Source organism: Nocardioides sp. NPDC006273, assembly GCF_040613495.1.
Taxonomy (GTDB): domain Bacteria; phylum Actinomycetota; class Actinomycetes; order Propionibacteriales; family Nocardioidaceae; genus Nocardioides.
In genome coordinates this window covers 15,464-34,343 of sequence record NZ_JBEXSD010000043.1, presented here as the reverse complement: position 1 = coordinate 34,343, position 18,880 = coordinate 15,464, and the positions used below count along the sequence as shown (strand labels likewise).

At 68.3% G+C, this 18,880-nt stretch carries 18 protein-coding genes; 13 read left to right on the top strand and 5 right to left on the bottom strand.

All coding sequences use genetic code 11. The annotated features are described in order from the left end of the window. Positions 1–166 precede the first annotated feature (166 nt). Positions 167–1,618, top strand: coding sequence for an MFS transporter (locus tag ABZZ22_RS18305; protein WP_354933892.1), 1,452 nt, complete (start codon positions 167–169; stop codon positions 1,616–1,618). Between the two features lie 102 nt (positions 1,619–1,720). Here the strand turns inward: ABZZ22_RS18305 and trpS are convergent, their stop codons facing one another. Further along, positions 1,721–2,674: a tryptophan--tRNA ligase gene (gene trpS, locus ABZZ22_RS18300; protein WP_354933890.1), complete on the bottom strand. Its 954-nt coding sequence runs from the start codon at positions 2,672–2,674 to the stop codon at positions 1,721–1,723. Between the two features lie 185 nt (positions 2,675–2,859). On the opposite strand from trpS, the gene ABZZ22_RS18295 reads away from it, so the two are divergent. From ABZZ22_RS18295 to ABZZ22_RS18275, 5 genes are all read left to right on the top strand, one after another. Next, positions 2,860–4,065, top strand: coding sequence for an acetoin utilization protein AcuC (locus ABZZ22_RS18295; protein ID WP_354933888.1), 1,206 nt, complete (start codon positions 2,860–2,862; stop codon positions 4,063–4,065). 205 nt (positions 4,066–4,270) lie between these two features. Further along, the gene (locus tag ABZZ22_RS18290) at positions 4,271–4,474 is read left to right on the top strand and encodes a helix-turn-helix domain-containing protein (protein WP_008356311.1); all 204 of its coding nucleotides are present in this window, start codon (positions 4,271–4,273) and stop codon (positions 4,472–4,474) included. Positions 4,475–4,660: 186 nt separating this feature from the next. Then, positions 4,661–4,762 (top strand): AURKAIP1/COX24 domain-containing protein, encoded by a 102-nt coding sequence (locus tag ABZZ22_RS18285; RefSeq protein ID WP_008356322.1) that lies wholly within the window; start codon positions 4,661–4,663, stop codon positions 4,760–4,762. Between the two features lie 14 nt (positions 4,763–4,776). Next, on the top strand, positions 4,777–5,793 hold the full coding sequence (locus ABZZ22_RS18280; protein ID WP_354933883.1) for an NAD-dependent epimerase/dehydratase family protein: 1,017 nt from the start codon (positions 4,777–4,779) through the stop codon (positions 5,791–5,793). After that, positions 5,790–6,746, top strand: coding sequence for a lysophospholipid acyltransferase family protein (locus tag ABZZ22_RS18275; RefSeq protein ID WP_354933881.1), 957 nt, complete (start codon positions 5,790–5,792; stop codon positions 6,744–6,746). The genes ABZZ22_RS18280 and ABZZ22_RS18275 overlap by 4 nt, the downstream gene beginning before the upstream one ends. Positions 6,747–6,793: 47 nt before the next feature. Here the strand turns inward: ABZZ22_RS18275 and ABZZ22_RS18270 are convergent, their stop codons facing one another. The 3 genes from ABZZ22_RS18270 to ABZZ22_RS18260 form a co-directional block, all read right to left on the bottom strand. Next, complete coding sequence (locus ABZZ22_RS18270; protein ID WP_354933879.1) at positions 6,794–7,987, bottom strand: DUF5667 domain-containing protein; 1,194 nt, start codon at positions 7,985–7,987, stop codon at positions 6,794–6,796. 142 nt (positions 7,988–8,129) lie between these two features. Continuing rightward, positions 8,130–8,912: a sigma-70 family RNA polymerase sigma factor gene (locus ABZZ22_RS18265; RefSeq protein WP_354933877.1), complete on the bottom strand. Its 783-nt coding sequence runs from the start codon at positions 8,910–8,912 to the stop codon at positions 8,130–8,132. Positions 8,913–9,036: 124 nt separating this feature from the next. Then, a complete protein-coding gene (locus tag ABZZ22_RS18260) occupies positions 9,037–9,936 on the bottom strand; it encodes an HAD-IB family hydrolase (protein WP_292644673.1) in 900 nt (299 codons plus the stop codon). A gap of 57 nt (positions 9,937–9,993) precedes the next feature. Here ABZZ22_RS18260 and ABZZ22_RS18255 point away from each other — a divergent pair, with 57 nt between their 5' ends. From ABZZ22_RS18255 to ABZZ22_RS18225, 7 genes are all read left to right on the top strand, one after another. Beyond that, a complete protein-coding gene (locus ABZZ22_RS18255) occupies positions 9,994–10,233 on the top strand; it encodes a glutaredoxin family protein (RefSeq protein ID WP_354933874.1) in 240 nt (79 codons plus the stop codon). A 193-nt stretch (positions 10,234–10,426) separates the two neighbouring features. After that, positions 10,427–11,146 carry a redox-sensing transcriptional repressor Rex gene (locus ABZZ22_RS18250; RefSeq protein WP_354933922.1) on the top strand — a complete coding sequence of 240 codons (720 nt, stop codon included), beginning with the start codon at positions 10,427–10,429 and terminating at the stop codon, positions 11,144–11,146. A gap of 79 nt (positions 11,147–11,225) precedes the next feature. Continuing rightward, complete coding sequence (locus ABZZ22_RS18245) at positions 11,226–12,521, top strand: glutamyl-tRNA reductase (protein ID WP_354933872.1); 1,296 nt, start codon at positions 11,226–11,228, stop codon at positions 12,519–12,521. Beyond that, a complete protein-coding gene (gene hemC, locus ABZZ22_RS18240) occupies positions 12,518–13,528 on the top strand; it encodes a hydroxymethylbilane synthase (RefSeq protein WP_354933870.1) in 1,011 nt (336 codons plus the stop codon). The genes ABZZ22_RS18245 and hemC overlap by 4 nt, the downstream gene beginning before the upstream one ends. After that, the gene (locus ABZZ22_RS18235; RefSeq protein WP_354933868.1) at positions 13,525–15,210 is read left to right on the top strand and encodes a uroporphyrinogen-III synthase; all 1,686 of its coding nucleotides are present in this window, start codon (positions 13,525–13,527) and stop codon (positions 15,208–15,210) included. The genes hemC and ABZZ22_RS18235 overlap by 4 nt, the downstream gene beginning before the upstream one ends. A 96-nt stretch (positions 15,211–15,306) precedes the next feature. Further along, entirely contained in the window at positions 15,307–16,290 is a 984-nt protein-coding gene (gene hemB, locus ABZZ22_RS18230; protein WP_354933866.1) for a porphobilinogen synthase, read from the top strand. Between the two features lie 66 nt (positions 16,291–16,356). After that, a complete protein-coding gene (locus ABZZ22_RS18225; RefSeq protein ID WP_354933864.1) occupies positions 16,357–17,076 on the top strand; it encodes a TetR/AcrR family transcriptional regulator in 720 nt (239 codons plus the stop codon). 202 nt (positions 17,077–17,278) lie between these two features. On the opposite strand, the gene ABZZ22_RS18220 is transcribed toward ABZZ22_RS18225, so the two are convergent. Further along, entirely contained in the window at positions 17,279–18,571 is a 1,293-nt protein-coding gene (locus ABZZ22_RS18220; RefSeq protein ID WP_354933862.1) for a lytic transglycosylase domain-containing protein, read from the bottom strand. Positions 18,572–18,880: the final 309 nt, after the last annotated feature.

The window sequence follows — 18,880 nt, the reverse complement described above, 5'->3', positions numbered from 1 at the left end:
CGGGCGGCATGGGCCGCCCGCCGCGCGGCGTACCGGTGAGGTCGTGAGCCCTGTGAGGCCGTGAGCGGAAGTTGACGGGCTCGCACGCGAGGGTCGGCGGCCGTTGAAACCTGGGCTGGCGATCGTGGTCGGTATCTCGCTGATCGCCCCACCTGAGGAGCCCGCCATGAGCCGCCGTTACTGGATCGACGACTGGCGTCCGGAGGACGCCACCTTCTGGGAGGAGACCGGGGCGAGGACCGCCCGCCGCAACCTGATCTGGTCGATCTTCTCCGAGCACCTCGGATTCTCGGTCTGGCTGATCTGGTCGGTGTCCTCGGCATTCCTGGTCGCCCAGGGCTTCGACTTCACCCCGGGGCAGCTCTTCTTCCTGATCGCCATCCCGAACCTGGTCGGCTCGCTGCTGCGGGTGCCCTACACCCTTGCGGTGCCGAAGTTCGGCGGGCGCAACTGGACGATGATGTCGGCCGGCCTGTTGCTGGTGCCGACCCTCGGCTTCGCGTACGCCGTCACCCAGCCGTCCACCCCCTACTGGGTCTTCTGCATGATCGCTGCAACCGCGGGACTCGGCGGCGGCAACTTCGCCTCCTCGATGTCGAACATCAACTTCTTCTACCCCTCCGCCAAGAAGGGCGCGGCGCTCGGGCTCAACGCAGCCGGCGGCAACGTCGGCGTCGCGCTCATCCAGTTCCTGCTGCCGGTGATCGTCGGCGGCGCCGGAATCTTCGGTCTGGTGAAGGCCTCCGAGGGTGGCATCCACCTCGAGCGGGCCGCGCTCGTCTACGCCGGCCTGGCCATCCTGGGCGTGATCGCAGCGTACTTCTTCATGGACAACATCACTGACGCAAAGTCCTCCCCGAGGGAGCAGCTCTCGGTCGTGAAGTCGAAGCAGACCTGGATCATGTCGTTCCTCTACATCGGCACTTTCGGCTCCTTCATCGGCTACTCCGCCGCGATGCCGCTGCTGATCAAGCTCAACTTCTGGGTGCCCGAGCCCGCGCCGCTGGGCACCGGCATCTACTTCGCCTACTTCGCCTTCCTCGGCGCGCTGATCGGCTCCGCGACCCGGCCGCTGGGTGGCTGGCTGGCCGACCGCTGGGGCGGCGCGAAGGTCACGCTCGGTGCGTTCATCGGGATGGTCGTGTTCACCCTCGCGGTGCTGTGGACGTTGATGCAGCTGACCCCGAACCCGGACGCCACTCCCGCGATCGCGTTCGACAACCAGTCGTGGTTCCCGGCCTTCCTGGGCTTCTTCATGCTGGTCTTCGCCGCCACCGGCATCGGCAACGGGTCGACCTACAAGATGATCCCGTCGATCTTCCGCCGTGAGGCCGAGATGGCCACCACGCCGGGCACGGCCGAGCGCGAGACCGCGCTGGTCGGCGCGACCAAGAAGTCCTCCGCCGCGGTCGGGATCATCGGCGCGGTCGGTGCGATCGGCGGATTCCTCATCCCGATCGCCTTCAACAGCCCCTGGGTCGACAACCCCCTCGACGCCACCAAGTCGGCGTTCATCGCCTTCACGATCTTCTACGCCGTCTGCGCATTGGTCACCTTCACCGTCTACCTGCGCCCGCAGGGTGCGCGGGTCGGAGACCTGGCGGAGGTGCGGATCTAGGCCGCCCCTGGCCGCTGTAACACGTCGTTCGTAGGACTACTCGCCTTTTATAACGGGCGAGAAGTTCTACGAACGACGTGTTACAGCGGGCGCAGCGGACCCTCAGGCCAAGCCGATCGCCGCCTCCGCGGCGGCCAGGACCGGGGCGGTCACCTCCCGGCACCTGGCTGCTCCGGCGGCGTACACCTCCGTCACGTACGTCCGGTCGGCGGCGAGCTCGCGGTAGCGCTTCTGGATCGGCTCGAGCTCGGCGACGACCGCGTCGGTGACAGCGGCCTTCAGCGCGCCATAGGTCGACAACCCCGCAGCTGACCCGCCGCAGGCCTCGAGGATGTCGATCAGGTTGGTGACCCCCGGCCGTTCCTCGTCTCGGGCGACGACGCCGGCGGAGTCGGTGACCGCGCGAGCGACCTTGCGGCGTACGACATCGGGGTCGTCGAGCAGGAAGATCGATCCGGGATGCGCGTCGCCGGCCGACTTCGACATCTTGCGGGTGGGATCGGCCAGGTCCATGACACGGGCCCCGGCCTCCGGATGCACCGCCTGAGGGACCGAGAAGACCCGGCCGTACGTCGTGTTGAACCGCACCGCGATGTCGCGGGCGAGCTCGACGTGCTGGCGCTGGTCGTCACCGACCGGCACCTCGGTCGCGCCGTAGAGCAGGATGTCGGCCGCCATCAGCACCGGATAGGTGAACAGCGAGGCGCGTACTGATGCGCCGACACGGCGCGACTTCTCCTTGAACTGGATCATCCGTCCCAGCTCACCGGTGTGCGCGACGCACTCCAGCAGATAGCTGAGCGACCGGTGTGCGGGGACGTGGGACTGGATGAACAACGCGGCCGGTTCGAGCCCGGATGCCATCAGGAGGAGAGCCATCTCCTCCGTCCGCGTACGCAGCACCGACGGTTCGTGCGGCAGCGTCAGTGCGTGCAGGTCGGAGAGCCCATAGAAGGCGTCCGAGTCGGCCGAGGCCGCCATCGGCCGCAGCGCGCCGAGGTGGTTGCCGAGCGTGAGTCGGCCAGAGGGAGTGATGAGGGAGAGTCGCCTGGTCATGGTGGACCTTTCGGGTGGTGAGGCCCACGGGTCAGCGACGATCACAATCGATCAGGCCGCCCGCGGGCGGCCTGATGTGAGTGCTCAACAATTGGGTGGACCGCCTAGGAGGCGGACCACCACTGAGTGGAACGAATGCTGAACACCTCTCCAGTGTCGCACATCCCACGGATACCGTGTGGCCCATGACGACTCCGCCGACCACATGGCCGAACCCCTGCCAGGGGCACTCGTCGGTCGTCTTCGATGCCAGCCTCGCCGACTACGACTTCGGCCCGACCCACCCGATGGCGCCGATCCGGGTCGACCTGACGATGCGGCTGGCCGACGAGCTCGGCATCCTCGACCGTCTGAAGGTCGTCGAGGCGCCGATGGGCACCCCGGAGCAGCTGCTCACCATCCACGACGAGAGCTACATCGAGGCGGTGATCAAGGCCGGCCGCAGCGGTGACGCGGATGTCGCCCACGGTCTCGGTACGGAGGACGACCCGGTCTTTCCGCACATCCACGACGCCAGTGCCCATATCGTCGGCGCGAGCATCGAGGCCTGCCGTCAGGTCTACTCCGGGGAGAGCCTGCACAGCGCCAACCTCATGGGTGGCCTGCACCATGCGATGCGTGGCCGCGCCGCCGGTTTCTGCATCTACAACGACGTCGCCGCCGGCATCCAGTGGCTCCTCGACCAAGGCGTGAAGAAGGTCGCCTACGTAGACGTGGACGTGCACCACGGCGACGGCGTCGAGCGGGCTTTCTGGAACGACCCGCGGGTGCTGACGATCTCGCTCCACGAGACCGGACAGCTGCTCTTCCCGGGGACGGGCTTCGCCGAGGAGGTCGGCGGGCCGGACGCCGAGGGAAGCGCGGTCAACGTCGCGCTCCCACCCGGCACCGCGGACCACGGTTGGCTTCGTGCCTTCCACGCCGTCGTGCCCGACTTGGTCCGTGAGTTCCAGCCGGAGATCCTGGTGACCCAGCAGGGCTGCGACTCGCACACCGACGATCCCCTCGCCGACCTGGCCCTCAGTGTGGACGGGCAGCGTGCGACGTACGTCGCGCTCCACGACCTCGCCCACGAGGTGTCTGCGGGCAAGTGGGTCGCCTTCGGCGGCGGCGGTTATGCGGTGGTCGACGTCGTGCCCCGCGCGTGGACGCATCTCCTTGCGCTAGTGTCGGGTGATCCCTTGGAGCCGACGCTCGATGTGCCAGGTGGCTGGCGCGAGCACGTGCAGACGCGCCTCGGGAGGGTCGCACCGTTGCGTATGACGGACGGGCGTGAACCGGCCTACCGCGACTGGGGGAGCGGATACGACCCCGGCACGTGGCTGGACCGGCAGGTCCACGCGACTCGCACAGCTGTGTTCCCGCTGCACGGGCTCGACCCGATGCCGTAGTCCCCGGTTTCTAGACGGTCTAGAAACCGGCGGTTCGTCGCGCCCAAAAGCAACTCGACACGCCGGTAGTATGTGAGATTCGTAGGGGTGTCCCCTTCCCCACGAGTCACATCAGGCTCTATTCTCACTTTGGGACCGCGTTTTTGGACCAGAGGTGGGGAAGCCTCTGGCGTCGCGGTCACTCGAGAGAGAACGGTGGAAGCAGATGGTTACTCCTTCTGGAGACATCTCTGACAGCAAGTTCCTGACCGTTGCCGAGGTTGCGTCGATGATGCGCGTCTCCAAGATGACGGTCTACCGGTTGGTTCACTCGGGCGAGCTGCCTGCGGTGCGCGTCGGTCGCTCCTTCCGGGTTCGGGAGGACGACGCGAACGAGTACCTCAAGAGCTCGTTCTACAACGCGGGCTAGTTGTCGGACCCCGCGCCCAGGCATGATGGGCGCGGGGGCAACACCCCGTCCCATCAGGTCACCGATTCTCTCTGGGCGCCCTGGCTTCGTTAGTCTTACCCCCTAGGTCTGTTTGCCGCTCGCTGCGGCGAGTGGCCGCGTCGGCACCGGGCCGGCATTCTCTGCAACGATCGTGAAGGGTTCCCCGTGGGTTCTGTCATCAAGAAGCGTCGCAAGCGCATGGCGAAGAAGAAGCACCGCAAGCTGCTCAAGAAGACTCGCGTCCAGCGCCGCAAGCTCGGCAAGTGACGTACGTGGCGTAGGTGGCGGAACGCACCGGACCCGGCCGGGTCCTTTTGGTCACCGGGGTCTCGCGTGACCTCGGTCGCCGCTTTGCGCGCGCTGCCGCCCGCCACCCCAACGTCGAGCGAGTGATCGGCGTCGATGTCGCCCCGCCTCGCGGGGACATCGGCAAGGTCGGATTCGTCCGAGCCGACATCCGCAACCCGGTGATCGCCAAGGTGATCGCCAAGGAGGAGGTCGACACCGTCGTCCACCTCAGCGTCATCGCGACCCCCGGCACCACCGGGGGTCGTTCGACGATGAAGGAGCTCAACGTCATCGGGACGATGCAGCTCCTCGCGGCCTGTCAGACCGCGCCGTCCCTGCGCCAGGTCGTGGTCAAGTCGACGACCCAGGTCTACGGGGCGAGCAGCCGCGATCCGGCGATGTTCACCGAGTCGATGGAGCCGCGGCGCACCCCGTCCTCCGGCTATGCCCGCGACGTGGCCGACATCGAGTCCTACGTACGCGGCTTCGCCCGTCGTCGCCCGGACGTGGCCGTCACGGTGCTGCGCTGTGCCAACCTCCTCGGGCCGAACGTGCACAGCCCGATCGCGGCTCACTTTCGGCGCGCCGTCGTGCCCAACGTGCTCGGCTACGACCCACGCCTGCAGTTCCTGCACGAGCAGGATCTCTACGGCGTCCTCGAGCATGCCGTACGCACCGGGGTGCCCGGGACGTTCAACGTCGCCGGCGACGGCGTACTGACCCATTCTCAGGTCGCCAGGCGGCTGCAGCGGATGAGCGTGCCGATCCCTGAGCCGGTCTTCGGGCTGGCGAGGTTCGGCGGCGGCGAATACCCCGCCGAGCTGAGAGCGCTGCTGACCTACGGCCGCGGTGTCGACACGACGAGGATGCGCTCCATGTTGGGCTTCGAACCGCGGTTCACCACCGCGGACACGGTCCGGGAGTTCGCCGACAGCGTGAGACCGACCGTCAGTCGTGCCGACCGTGCGCTGGCTACATTGGAGAGCCGACTGACAGGAGTGCCCCGGTGACCGAGTCCGCCGCCCAGGGTTCCACCGGCACCACGACGCGCGATCGCCACCCGCTGCGGGCGATCCCGGCGTCCGACTGGGCCGCGGCCCTGGAGAGCGCCGCCAAAGAGGTCTTCGGCCCCGAGTGGGAAGCGCAGCTCGCTCGGTTCATCGTGTTCCTGCGGCGCCGGATCTCGGGCCAATACTCGGTCGACGAATACGGGTTCGACCGCGAGCTCACTCAACGCTTCATGCTTGCCGTGCTGCGCCCGATCAAGGAGAAGTGGTTCCGGGTCGAGGTGCGAGGGATCGAGAACATCCCCACCGACGGCGGCGCGCTGATCGTCTCCAACCACTCGGGAACGATCCCGATGGACGGCCTGATGACGATGGTCTCGATCAACGATGAGCTCGGGCGTGACCTGCGCCCGCTCGGAGCCGACCTGGTCTTCCGGATGCCGATCATCGGCAACATCGCCCGCAAGGCGGGGGCCACCCTGGCCTGCAGCGAGGACGCCGAGCGGATGCTGCGCGGCGGTGAGCTCGTCGGCGTATGGCCCGAGGGCTTCAAGGGCATCGGCAAGCCCTACAGCGAGCGCTACAAGCTACAGCGCTTCGGCCGCGGCGGCTTCGTCTCCTCCGCGCTGCGCACCGGCGTCCCGATCGTGCCGCTCTCCGTCGTCGGCGCCGAGGAGATCTACCCGCTGGTCGGCAACATCCCGGCCCTCGCCAAGGTCCTCGGCGTCCCTTACCTGCCGATCACGCCCTTCTTCCCGCTTCTCGGGCCGCTGGGACTCATCCCGCTCCCGTCGAAGTGGCTCATCGAGTTCGGCGAGCCGATCCGCACCGATGCGTACGACCCGGCAGAGGCCGACGACCCGATGCTGGTCTTCAACGTCACCGACCAAGTGCGCGAGACGATCCAGCAGACCCTCTACCGCCTGCTGGGCGAGCGCGCCTCCGTCTTCGGCTGACCCACTCTCGCCGAGACGTCAGAAACTGACGTCTCGGCGGGCGTTGGTCAGGGGAGGAGGAGGCCGGTGGCGCCGGCGAGAACGTCGCCCACCAGGCCGGTGACACCGGTGACCAGGCCGGTGACGGGGCCTGTCACGGTGCCGGTGTCGGGCTGAGGCGCGGGGTCCTCGGTGGTCGGACCGTCCTCGGAGGGGGTCGGGGTCGGCAGGATGCTGCCGTCCTCGTCGGGGGCCTCGGAGGGTTGCTCCGGGTCCTTCTTCTCGCCCTCGGGGTCGGTCACCGACCCGGGACCGATCTTGTCGGGGTCGATGGAGGGGAGGTCGAGGGCGTTCTCGTCCTGGGTGAGCGGCGGCAGCGCCTCGGCCTCGACGACAGTGTCTGCCGGAAGCAGCCCGTCGATGTCGGAGGTGAGACTGGAGACCAGCGTCGCCGGAAGCTCGGTGATGCCGCCACCACAGGTGGGGCAGAGCTGCGCTGCGGCCTGGTCGATCAGCACGAGAGTCTGGGCGGCGTCGGAGACCGCGGGCTCTGCGCGCTCCGGGACCTGCGGGCCCAGGGCGGCAAGCTTCTCGACGCCATCGGCCGCGAACGTCCGCAGCTGGGCGAGCGATTCGTTGTCCTGGGACTGCTCGAAGTCGCTGATCAGCAGGTCGGATCCGCGGGCGGCCTGGCGCGAGAAGGTCTCGAGCGTCGAGGTCACCCGCTCGGAGTCGGTCATCGGCGCGTCGGCGACCAACGACTCGGCCTCACGAAGACGGGTCCCGGCATCCTCGAGGATCCGGATGCCACGCGCCTGGGTGCTGACGGTGAAGCCCGCGGAGACGTTCTCCACAGCCCGCTTCACCGGGTAGAGCGAGTCGCCCGGAAGAGCGGTCTGGGACGCGGCCGCAGCGCCTGCGGTGCCACCGACGATCGCCATCGCGGCGAAGGCGACGGCCAGCTTGCGCTGGCGGCGGGGCCTCACCGGGCTGACGGTGAGCTTGCGCTCGACGGTCTTCTCGGTCCGCGGCGCCGGCACGAGCTCGGTGTCGGCGGCCTCCATCAGACGCTCTCGCAGTGAGACGGAGAAGTCGCGACTGGGCGCAGTCGAGTCGCTGAGAGTGGAGAGCGACGAAGCGAAGACTGCCAGATCGCGAAGCTCATCGGCAGACTGCGAGGCACGCCGATCCGTCGCGGCACAGGCCGCGACCATTCGGTCGAACTCGTCGGCACGCTTTCGCGCCGGGAATGCCGGGCTCATCGAAGGGTTCCTACTCGGTATCGGCAGTGAGGGATTCGTCGAAACAGCTGCGCGCAAGGTGCAGCCATGTCGGACAACGAGTCGCCCCGGCCGCGGGTTACGGCAACCGGTCGAGCATTCATGGTGGTGCGGAACACAGTCATCAGCGGATCCCGTCAGGCATCTGCTTGGCGAGGTTGCGGATCCCGCGTAGCTGGAGCTGTTTCACGGCTCCGTCGCTGCGTCCGAGGATAGCGGCTGTCTCGGCGATCGACAGCCCTTGGAGGAAACGCATGATGATGCAGTCGCGTTGTTCGTCGGGAAGCTTGGAGAGGGCGCCGAGCAGCATCTCGTTGGTGACGCCCGCCATCACGATCTTCTCCGGACCGTCGGCCGAGGAGTCGTGCAGGCCCATGTCCTCGGTGGTCATCTCCAGGCGCGTACGCCCCGCCTTGAAGTGGTCGGTGGCCAGGTTGCGGGCGATGGTCATCAGCCAGGCACCGAAGTCCTTGCCCTGCCAGCGGAAGCCGGTCATCGAGCGCAGCGCGCGGAAGAACGTCTCCGAGGTGAGGTCCTCGGCGACCTGGGTCGAGCGGGTCCGATAGAAGAGGAACCGGTAGACCGCACCGTGGTAGTGGTCGTAGAGGAGGCCGAAGGCATCCTTGTCGCCCTTACGGGCCAGCTCGACCAGCGCGATCAGGCGGGTGCGGTCGGCCTCGCTCTCCTCCGAGGACGTGGCGAGCTCGGCGTCGTCGTCGGGCTCGTTGTCGGATTGCGGCTTGATCTCCGGGGTGCCACCCGAGCCGCGAGGCTCGGGCTCGGCGAACGGGCCAGTGGCACCGGCGACGCCGGCGTAGGCCGGTTCATAGCCCTCGTTCATCAAGAGCTCGACCGCAGCGCGCAGCGCATCCAAGCGACGACGGACGTCATTGGTGCGGCGCGACATGTGGGTCCCTCCCGAAGACTCCCCCTGAGCGAGAGCCACCTTACGGGTTAGCGCCTCCGGATGTCAGGTTCAGAGCCGAACTTCTGTCGGCGTGTGGTGGCAATTTCGTTAACGAGGGTGTGGATCACTGCCGTTTGCCCCGAAGTGCGATCGCCACGGCGATCGCCCCCGTGGCCGCGCCGCCCAGTGCAGCTGTCATCACGCCGGCCCGAGCGGCCTTGCGTCCAGTGCGGTAGTCGCGGATCGGCCAGCCCTTCGCGCGCGCGTGGGCGCGAAGGCGCGTGTCCGGGTTGATCGCACACGGATGCCCGACCAACGAGAGCATGGGCAGGTCGTTGTAGGAGTCCGAGTAGGCCGCACAGCGCGACAGGTCGAGGCTTTCCCGGGCGGCGATCGCCTTGACGGCCTCGGCCTTGGCCGGCCCGTGGAGCATCTCGCCGACGAGCGCGCCGGTGTAGACGCCGTCCTCGGTGGCTGCCACCGTCCCGAGGGCGCCGGTCAGCCCGAGCCGCCTGGCGATGACCCGAGCCGCCTCGACAGGTGCCGCGGTCACCAGCCACACGCGCTGGCCCTGGTCGATGTGGGTCTGCGCGAGCGCCCTGGTGCCGGGCCAGATCCGGTGAGCCATGCCCTCGTCGAAGATCTCCTCCATCAGGCTCTCGACCTCGTCGGCACGGTGGCCGCGGATGAACGACAGCGCAGAGGAGCGCGCCGACTCCATGTGAGCGGGGTCCTCCACCCCAGCCACGCGGAAGTACGCCTGCTTGTACGCAGCCGAGGCGATGTCCCGCGTACGGAAGAACTTGCGCCGATGCATGCCGCGGGCCAGATGGAAGATGGTCGCGCCCTGCATGATCGTGTTGTCCACGTCGAAGAAGGCTGCCGCCGACGGGTCTCCGCCCGTCGGATAGAGCCAGGCCTCGATCTCCGCGGCTGCGGCCGAGGCCTCGCCGGCGAGAGCCGAGCGGCGTTTGAGGTCTTTTCGCCGCAGCTCGGCGCGGCGGCGGTCGCTGGCGCTGCTCATTTCGCCAACAGTAATGGTCGTGGCACCTCAATGGGGGTCAGGTGTCAAGATGGTCGGGTGGAACCACGTGTGACCTTCTACTCCCGTCAGGGCTGCCATCTGTGCGACGAGGCTCGGCTCGTGGTCGAGAGCGTGGTCGGGGACGACTACACCGAGGTGGACATCGACACCGACGAGGAGCTGCGCGAGCGCTTCACGAACGAGGTCCCGGTGACGTACGTCGACGGGAAGCAGCACGACTTCTGGCGTGTCTCCGAGGTGCGGCTGAGGTCAGCGCTGGCGCGCTCCCCAGAATAACTGTCGATCGGCCCATTACCCTGAACAACCCCCCTCTGCCAACTCCCCAGGGACGTGTGCTAGCCAACGGTCTGCGAGTTTGTTCTCGCGGTCACAAACTCCGTATGGTGGCGGAGCCGCATGGCGATCCCGGGCTAAAAAGCCCCCGCCTGTGGCGCCGGCATTGAAAGAGCAGAGCGTGACGGCACGGAGCATGAACACGGGTGAGGGCAGCGGTGCTCACGACCCCCACCGGGACATTCCCGAGGCGACTGTCGCCCGGCTCCCGGTCTACCTCCGGGCCCTGACCTCGCTCGCCGAGCGCAACATCGCCTCCTGCTCATCCGAGGAGCTCGCGACGGCCGCCGGCGTCAACTCCGCCAAGCTGCGCAAGGACCTCTCCTACCTGGGCTCCTACGGCACTCGTGGGGTCGGCTACGACGTCGACTACCTGAGCTACCAGATCGCCCGCGAGATCGGCGTGACCCACGACTGGCCGGTCATCATCGTCGGTATCGGAAACCTCGGCCAGGCGCTGGCAAACTTCTCCGGCTTCAGCAGCCGTGGCTTCCGCACCGTCGCGCTCCTGGACGCGGCCACACAGATGCAGGGCCAGGAGGTCGCCGGGCTCGACGTCCGTCCGTTCGCCGACCTGGCCCGGATCGTCGCGGCCGAGCAGGTCTCGATCGGGGTCATCTCGGTGCCGGCGCCCGCCGCCCAAGACGTCGCCGACGCGATGGTCGCGGCCGGCATCACCAGCATCCTCAACTTCGCGCCCGCCGTGCTGAGCGTGCCGCCGGGTGTAGACGTACGCAAGGTCGACCTCTCCATCGAGCTGCAGATCCTCGCCTATCACGAGTCGCGCAAGGCTGCGGAGTCTGCCGAGGCAGCCGCGACGGTGGACAATGGTTCCGGGGAAGGGATCACCGCATGAGCGAGCGTCAGCAAGCGAATCACGGGCTTCACATGCCGGCGGTTCCGTATACTTGCCTCTTCTCTATGGAGGCGCCGGCATGAGCGTTCTGGTAGTCGGAATCTCGCATAACTCTGCGCCGGTCTCGATGCTCGAGGCGGCGTCGGTGGACACCGAAGGGCTGCAGAAGCTCCTCACTGACGTGGCTGGTTGTGAACACGTCAGCGAGGCGGCGGTCATCGCGACCTGCAACCGTCTCGAGATCTACACCGAGGTCGAGCGGTTCCACGGCTCCGTCGAGGAGCTCTCGCGGCGCATCATCGAGGGTGCCGGCCAGACGCTCGAGACGATGCTGCCGCACCTCTACGTCCACTACGACGACGGTGCCGTCTCCCACCTGTTCAAGGTGGCCGCCGGGCTCGACTCGATGGCCGTGGGCGAGGGACAGATCCTCGGCCAGGCACGTGCCGCCCTTCAGCTCGGTCAGGAGATGGGCACGGTCGGACCGGCGCTCAACAGCCTGTTCCAGCAGGCGCTGCGGGTCGGCAAGCGCTCGCGTGCGGAGACCGACATCGATCGGGCCGCACCGTCACTGGTCACCGCCTCGCTGGACCGTGCAGCACGAGCTGTGGGCGACGTACGCGGCAAGCGGGTCGTCGTGGTCGGAGCCGGCGCGATGGCCGGGCTGGCCACCGCGACGGTGGCGCGGATGGAGGCGGCCGACGTCGTCGTGGTCAACCGCACCACGGCCAACGCCGAGCGCCTCGCCAGCGAGTACGCCGCGCGCTCGGCCTCCCTCGAGGAGCTGGCCGACGAGATCGCGGCCGCCGACATCGTCATCACCTGCGCGGGCGCCAACGGGCTGCTCGTGCCGGCCGACATGGTCGGTGACCGCAGCAGCCACCCGATCGCTCTGATCGACCTGGCGCTGCCCCACGACATCGACCCCGCCGCGGGCTCGCTCCCGGGCGTGACCCTGATCGGCCTGGCCGCCCTCGCCGACGAGCTGCACGCCTCGCCCGCCGGCAAGGAGGTGCTCGCGGTCCGCGACATCGTCACCCAGGAGGTCGCGGCCTTCCTGAGCGCTCGGCGCCAGTCGGCGGTCACGCCGACGGTCGTCGCCCTGCGCAGCATGGCCACCGGCGTCGTCGCCACCGAGATGGAACGTCTCGACAACAAGCTGCCCGACCTCGACGAGGCGACTCGTGCCGAGGTCCTCCGGACCGTACGCCGCGTGGCCGACAAGCTCCTCCACGAGCCGACCGTCCGGGTCAAGGAGCTCGCCAACGAGTCCGGCGTGGTGTCCTACGCCGCGGCGCTCGCCGAGCTCTTCGCGCTCGATCCCGAGGCCGTCTCCGCGGTGACCCGGGCCGACGTCCCAGGAGACCCCTCATGAGAACCCTTCGTCTCGGCACCCGCCGTTCCCGGCTCGCCGTCACTCAGTCGACCCTCGTCGCGGAGATGCTCCGTGCCCAGGGCCACACCGTCGAGCTGGTCGAGATCGTCTCCGACGGCGACCGCACCCAGGCGGCTAACACCCCGCTGACCAGCGCGAGCTCGACCGGCGTCTTCGTCAGCGCGCTGCGCGACGCGCTCCACGCCAAGGAGATCGACCTCGCGGTCCACTCGCTCAAGGATCTGCCGACCTACCCCGAAGAGGGCATCGATCTGGTCGCGGTCCCGTCGCGCGAGGACCCGCGCGACGTGATCGTCGCCCGCGACGGTCTGACCCTCGGTGAGCTCCCGCCGGGCTCGCGGGTCGGCACCGGCTCGCCCCGGCGGGTCGCCCAGATCAAGGCCCTAGGCCTCGGCCTGGAGCTGGCCGGCATCCGCGGCAACGTGGACACCCGCATCGGCAAGGTCCGCTCGGGCGAGTTCGACGCGGTCGTCCTCGCGCGCGCCGGACTGGCCCGCATCGGCCGGCTCGACGAGGTCACCGAGGTCCTCGACCCGATCCAGGTGCTGCCCGCTCCCGGTCAGGGGGCCCTGGCGATCGAGTGCCGTGCAGGTGACGCCGACGCCGACGTACGCAAGATTCTGACCTCACTCGACGACTCGCCCACCCGAGCGGCCGTCGAGGCAGAACGCGCGGTGCTCGCCACCCTCGAAGGTGGCTGTGCTGCGCCCATCGGGACCCTCGCCGACGTGGTTGAGGGTGAGGAAGGACCAGAGCTGTGGGTGCGGGCAGTCGCGCTCTCACTCGACGGCTCGCTCTCGGTTCGACTCTCCGCATCCGGGCCGATCGACGACGCCGCAGGCGTCGGGCGCCGGCTCGCCGAGGAGATGCTCGCCGAGGGTGCAGCAGACCTGACCGACGATCCCGCGGACCCAGGCCAGGCTGTCATGGACACGGGCGGTTCCCCCCAGACCGCTCCCGAGCAGGACAAGGTGCGCAACGCATGACCCGAGCAAAGACCACCGAGCAGACGGCCGAGCACAGCTCGGCCACCCCACTGGGCTGGGTGTCCTTCGTCGGCAGCGGTCCCGGTGACCCTGAGCTGCTGACGGTACGGGCGATCGACCTGTTGAAGCAGGCCGATGTCGTCGTGACCGAGGCCCCCGAGCACGCATCACTGGTGCGCGGCGTACTCGGCATCCCCGAGCCGGTCGAGCCGGCCGAGGGTGAGGAGAGCCCAGAACCGGTCGGACCCGAGTTCATCGACGGTGGGTTCGGCGTGGACGGCCAGCCGCTGGCCAACGCCGCCCGTGCCAAGGCCGTCGTCAAGCAGGCAAAGCTGGGCAAGCGCGTCGTGCGCCTGATGACCGGCGACCCCTTCCTCTACGCCTCGGGCCCCGAGGAGGCGCAGTCCTGCGCCAAGGCGGGCATCGGCTTCGAGATCGTCCCCGGCGTCTCGTCGGTGTCGGCGGTCCCCGCCTACGCCGGCATCCCGCTGACGACCAAGGACCACCACGAGGTCGCCGTCGTGACCTGCAACGAGAAGATCGACTGGAGCCAGTACGCGGACAACCGCACGCTCGTGCTCCTTTCCGGTGTCGGCATGATCGGCGACATCGCCAAGGAGCTCGTCGCGGCGGGCCGCTCGGCCAAGACCCCGGTCGCGATCACCCGCGTCGGCACCACGACCGAGCAGTCGACGATAGAGTCGACCTTGGAGAACATCGCCGTCGACGCTCGTGCCGCACGGATGGCGCCGCCGGCGATCGTGGTGATCGGCAAGGTGGTCAATCTGCGTGAGACGCTCTCGTGGTTCGAGACGAAGCCGCTCTTCGGGTGGCGTGTCCTCGTGCCGCGCACCAAGGAGCAGGCGCCGGCGCTGTCGCTGAAGCTGAAGGGCTACGGCGCGGTGCCCGAGGAGGTCCCCACGATCTCCGTGGAGCCGCCGCGCAACCCGCAGCAGATGGACAAGGCCGTACGTGGCCTGGTCGAGGGCCGCTACAACTGGATCGCCTTCACCTCGATCAACGCAGTGCGTGCCGTGCGCGAGAAGTTCGACGAGTACGGCCTGGACTGCCGTGCCTTCTCCGGTCTCAAGATCGCCGCGGTCGGCGAGAAGACCGGGCAGGCGCTCGAGGCCTGGGGTCTGCGCCCCGACCTGGTCCCGAACACCGACAACCAGTCGGCCGCCGGTCTGCTCGAGGTGTGGCCGGAGTACGACGCGGACCTCGACCCGATCAACCGGGTCTTCCTCCCGCGTGCCGACATCGCCACCGAGAACCTCATCGCCGGCCTGGTCGACCTCGGCTGGGAGTGCGACGACGTGACCGCCTACCGCACGGTCCGGGCGGCCCCGCCGCCCGCGCCGACCCGCGACGCGATCAAGACGGGCAAGTTCGACGCGGTGGTCTTCACCTCCTCGTCCACGGTCCGCAACCTGGTCGGCATCGCGGGCAAGCCGCACACCTCCACGGTGATCGCGGCGATCGGTCCGGCCACCGCCAAGACCGCCGAGGAGCACGGCCTGCGGGTCGACGTGATGTCGCCCGAGCCGTCGATCGAGGCGCTCACCGAGGCGCTCGCCGACTTCGGCGCCGCGCGTCGCGCCGCGCTGGTCGAGCAGGGCCTCCCGGTCACCAAGCCGTCCGACCGGCGTCCCGCCTCGCGCCGCCGTTCGCGCACGAGCTGAAAATGTTTGCCGAGTCGGCTCATCTTGACCGCAGTCTGCGAGCGAAGCGAGCAGCAAGGTCAAGATGAGCCGACTCGGCGTTACTCTGGAGATCTGATGAACATCGAGAAGCCAGTCATCCGTCCCCGTCGGCTGCGCCGCACGCCGATCATGCGCCGGATGGTCGCGGAGACGGCCGTACGCCCCGCCAATCTGATCCTGCCCGCGTTCGTGCGCGAGGGGATCGACGAGCCCGTCTCGATCTCAACCATGCCCGGGGTCGTCCAGCACAGCCGGGAGTCGCTGCGGAAGGCCGCGGCCGAGGCCGCCTCCGCCGGTATCGGCGGGATCATGCTCTTCGGTGTCCCGGAGACGAAGGATGCCGTGGGCTCGGGCGCGCTTGACCCCGACGGCATCCTCAACGTGGCGATCGCCGACGTGGTCTCCGAGGTCGGCGACGCGCTCACGGTGATGAGCGACCTGTGCCTGGACGAGTTCACCGACCACGGTCACTGTGGCGTCCTGGCCGAGGACGGCTCCGTCGACAACGACGCCACCCTGGAGCTCTACGCCCAGATGGCGATCGCCCACGCCGAGGCCGGCGTCCACATGGTCGGGCCGTCCGGGATGATGGACGGTCAGGTCGCGGTGACCCGTGCTGCTCTCGACGGCGCCGGCTACACCGACGTCTCGATCCTCGCCTACTCCGCGAAGTACGCCTCGGCCTTCTACGGTCCGTTCCGGGAGGCGGTCGACTCCGCGCTCAAGGGCGACCGGCGGACCTATCAGCAGGATCCGGCCAATGCGCTCGAAGGTGTCCGCGAGGCGCTCCTTGACGTCGCCGAGGGCGCCGATATCGTGATGGTCAAGCCCGGACTTCCGTATCTCGACGTGCTCCAGCGAGTGCGTGAGTCTGTCGATGTTCCCGTGGCGGCGTACAACATCTCGGGCGAGTACGCGATGTTGGAAGCTGCCGCTGCGAACGGCTGGATCGACCGCGAACCGGCGATCCTGGAGACACTCACCGCCTTCAAGAGGGCGGGCGCGGACGTCATCCTGACCTACTGGGCCACCGAGGCAGCCGGCTGGCTGAGAGGCTGACCTTTCGCCCGATCAGCCCGAGCACCTCTGTGACGTGGAACACCTCCTGAGAGTAGACTCGAGACCGTGACCAATCGAGAGTTGGGCAGCCCGAAGCGCACCGGACGGCCGCGCAACAGCGGACGTGATTCGGCGAATCCCCGGGAAGAGATCCTCAAAGAGGCCTCCCGGCTCTTCACCGCCCAAGGGGTCGCGGCGACGACGATCAGCCAGATCGCCGAGAGCGTAGGGCTGCGGCAGTCCTCGATGTACTACTACTACAAGTCCAAGGAGGGGATCCTCTCCGCCTTGATGGAGAAGAACCGCGAGTCGCTCACGCTCGCGGAGAAGCTTCTCGAGGAGGACGGACCGGTCGCTCCACGGCTCTACGCCTTCCTCTACACCGATGTCCGCCAGCTGTGCACCGCCCCGCTCGACTTCTACGAGCTGGAGATCGCCGCCCTGGCGCAGCCCCAGGTCTTCGAGGGCTTCGAGGAGGACGGCGAGAAGCTGTGCGCCGCGACCGCCCGGCTCCTCGAGCTCGGTGTCGACGGCGGTGAGCTGCGCCGGACCGACCCCGCAGCCACCGCGCTGATGCTGCTCTCGCTCAACGAGGGCGCCCAGCACCGGCTGTGGCACGGCCGTCGTGAGGACGAGAAGCCGACGACCAGCACTCACGCCATCGCGGAGTCGGTCGCCGACTACCACCTCAACTCTCTGCTGAGCGACGTGTCCGCTCTGGCTGCGGTCCGCGAGGCCGGCCGCGACTTCGTCACCGAGTACGCGGACGACGAGCCAGCCGCCTGATCGGCCGTCCGACCTGCTGCTCGATGGGGCTGACTCGCGCCGCCGAGTAGTTGTGAGCCGAGCAGCTGTAACACGTCGTTCGTAGGACTACTCGCCTTTTATAACGACCGGATAGTCCTACGAACAGCGTGTTACACGTGGGCTGAGCGGCCCCAGACATGCGTAGGGCCCCGCCGGATGGCGGGGCCCTACGGTCAAACAGTCACTTCTTCGGGCAACCCAACAGCCCGAGCTTGAGCGGGTCGAGAAGGCCGCAGACCAGCCCGGTCAGACCGCTCAGCACCCCGCCGACTGCGGCCTGCGCATCCGGCAGCGTCTTGCCGCTGAGCTGGTCGACGCACGCGGCGATCGCGTCCTGTGGCGCCTTGCCGTACTTCCCGAGAAGAGCCTCGGTGCATACCGTGATCAGTTGGCCCGTCGTGGCGAGCGCGGACTGAGTGGAGCCGGCGACCTGCTCGACAGGCTTGGTCACTGTTTCGCCACCGCCACCGGTCTCACCGCCGCCGCCGTTCCCACCGCCGCCGCTACCGCCGCCGCTCGGCGTCTCGCCGGCCGGGGCCTCGGTGGACGGGCTGGAAGGAGCCTGCGAGGAGCCGCCACGCGGACCTGCCTGCTGCTTGCCGCCGGCCCGGAACTCGCGGTTCTTCTGCTTCGAAGGCTTGGGAGCCTCCATCCGCGGGATCGCGTAGTCGACCGGGACCGTGCTGTTCGGGATCGAGGTGAAGTCGCCGGAACGGTAGGCGTCGGCGACACCAAGCACCGTCGTGACGTACGACTGGCTGTGGTTGTAGCGGAAGACCGCTGCCCGCGCGCCCTGGGCGGTGGAGAGATCGTCGTTGCCGGAGCAGAGGTAGACGGCAGAGGCGAGGGCGGCGTCGTTGATGTCCTGGGGGTTGCGCTTGCCGTCGCCGTCGGCGTCCACGCCGACCATCGCCCAGGTGGAGGGGATGAACTGCATCGGGCCGACCGCGCGGTCGTAGGTGGTGTCGCCGTCGTACTGCCCACCGTCGGTGTCGGTGATCTGGGAGACGTTACCCTTGCCGTTGAGCGGCACCCCGAAGATGCCAGGGGTGGAGACGCCCTCGGCGCTGAGACGGTTGTCGTTGGCGCGCCCGTGGTTGGACTCGACCCGCCCGATCGCGGCGATCAGTGGCCAGTCGATCTTGCAGGCCGGGTCGGCGGCGTTGATGACCGTGGCCGCGCGCTGGTACGCGGCGAGCGCGGCCGAGGGAATGCCGGCGGTGCTCGCCGTCCCGGGAAGTGACTTGTCGCCCTTGTTGGTCGAGGCGGACACGCTGGCCGGCGCCTCGATCGCCTCGGACGGAACCGAGGTGCCGTCAGGCAGGCTGAAGGCGTCGTCGTAGCTGGCCGGACCAGAAGCTGTGGCACTCGACTGCGTCAGACCGGTGACGTTGACCGTCCACGCCGCGCTCAGTAGCGCGAGCGGAACGAGCGCGGTCGCCTTCTGAAGGCGGCTGTAGCGCGTAGCGGACATCGAATCTCCCTTTCAATCCCCGGGCCTGAAAGGCCTGGGTCTTGCTCCCCATTCGCAACGTTCTAAACGAACCGTCTCACGTCAAAGTTACGCACGTCACGTTTTAGTGGAACATTGCGTTCCAGTTAACGAGACGCTGATGAGATGCTGATGAGACGCGGGGCCATGCGGTTCATGACGCCGAACCACGGCCTCCGGTTCAAACCGCGCCTCCATACCGGCCAGGGTAAGCGGAAATCCACAGTTCCGGAACGACCGACCCATTGCGGAGATCGAGAGCCTTGGTGGTGGGAAGGTGACGGCTGCCGC

Coding starts and splice junctions, on each gene's coding strand:
- ABZZ22_RS18305 (WP_354933892.1), top strand. CDS start 167: ATGAGCCGCCGTTACTGGATCGACGACTGGCGTCCGGAGGACGCCACC.
- trpS (WP_354933890.1), bottom strand. CDS start 2,674: ATGACCAGGCGACTCTCCCTCATCACTCCCTCTGGCCGACTCACGCTC.
- ABZZ22_RS18295 (WP_354933888.1), top strand. CDS start 2,860: ATGACGACTCCGCCGACCACATGGCCGAACCCCTGCCAGGGGCACTCG.
- ABZZ22_RS18290 (WP_008356311.1), top strand. CDS start 4,271: ATGGTTACTCCTTCTGGAGACATCTCTGACAGCAAGTTCCTGACCGTT.
- ABZZ22_RS18270 (WP_354933879.1), bottom strand. CDS start 7,987: ATGAGCCCGGCATTCCCGGCGCGAAAGCGTGCCGACGAGTTCGACCGA.
- ABZZ22_RS18265 (WP_354933877.1), bottom strand. CDS start 8,912: ATGTCGCGCCGCACCAATGACGTCCGTCGTCGCTTGGATGCGCTGCGC.
- ABZZ22_RS18260 (WP_292644673.1), bottom strand. CDS start 9,936: ATGAGCAGCGCCAGCGACCGCCGCCGCGCCGAGCTGCGGCGAAAAGAC.
- ABZZ22_RS18250 (WP_354933922.1), top strand. CDS start 10,427: ATGAACACGGGTGAGGGCAGCGGTGCTCACGACCCCCACCGGGACATT.
- ABZZ22_RS18245 (WP_354933872.1), top strand. CDS start 11,226: ATGAGCGTTCTGGTAGTCGGAATCTCGCATAACTCTGCGCCGGTCTCG.
- hemC (WP_354933870.1), top strand. CDS start 12,518: ATGAGAACCCTTCGTCTCGGCACCCGCCGTTCCCGGCTCGCCGTCACT.
- ABZZ22_RS18235 (WP_354933868.1), top strand. CDS start 13,525: ATGACCCGAGCAAAGACCACCGAGCAGACGGCCGAGCACAGCTCGGCC.
- hemB (WP_354933866.1), top strand. CDS start 15,307: ATGAACATCGAGAAGCCAGTCATCCGTCCCCGTCGGCTGCGCCGCACG.
- ABZZ22_RS18220 (WP_354933862.1), bottom strand. CDS start 18,571: ATGTCCGCTACGCGCTACAGCCGCCTTCAGAAGGCGACCGCGCTCGTT.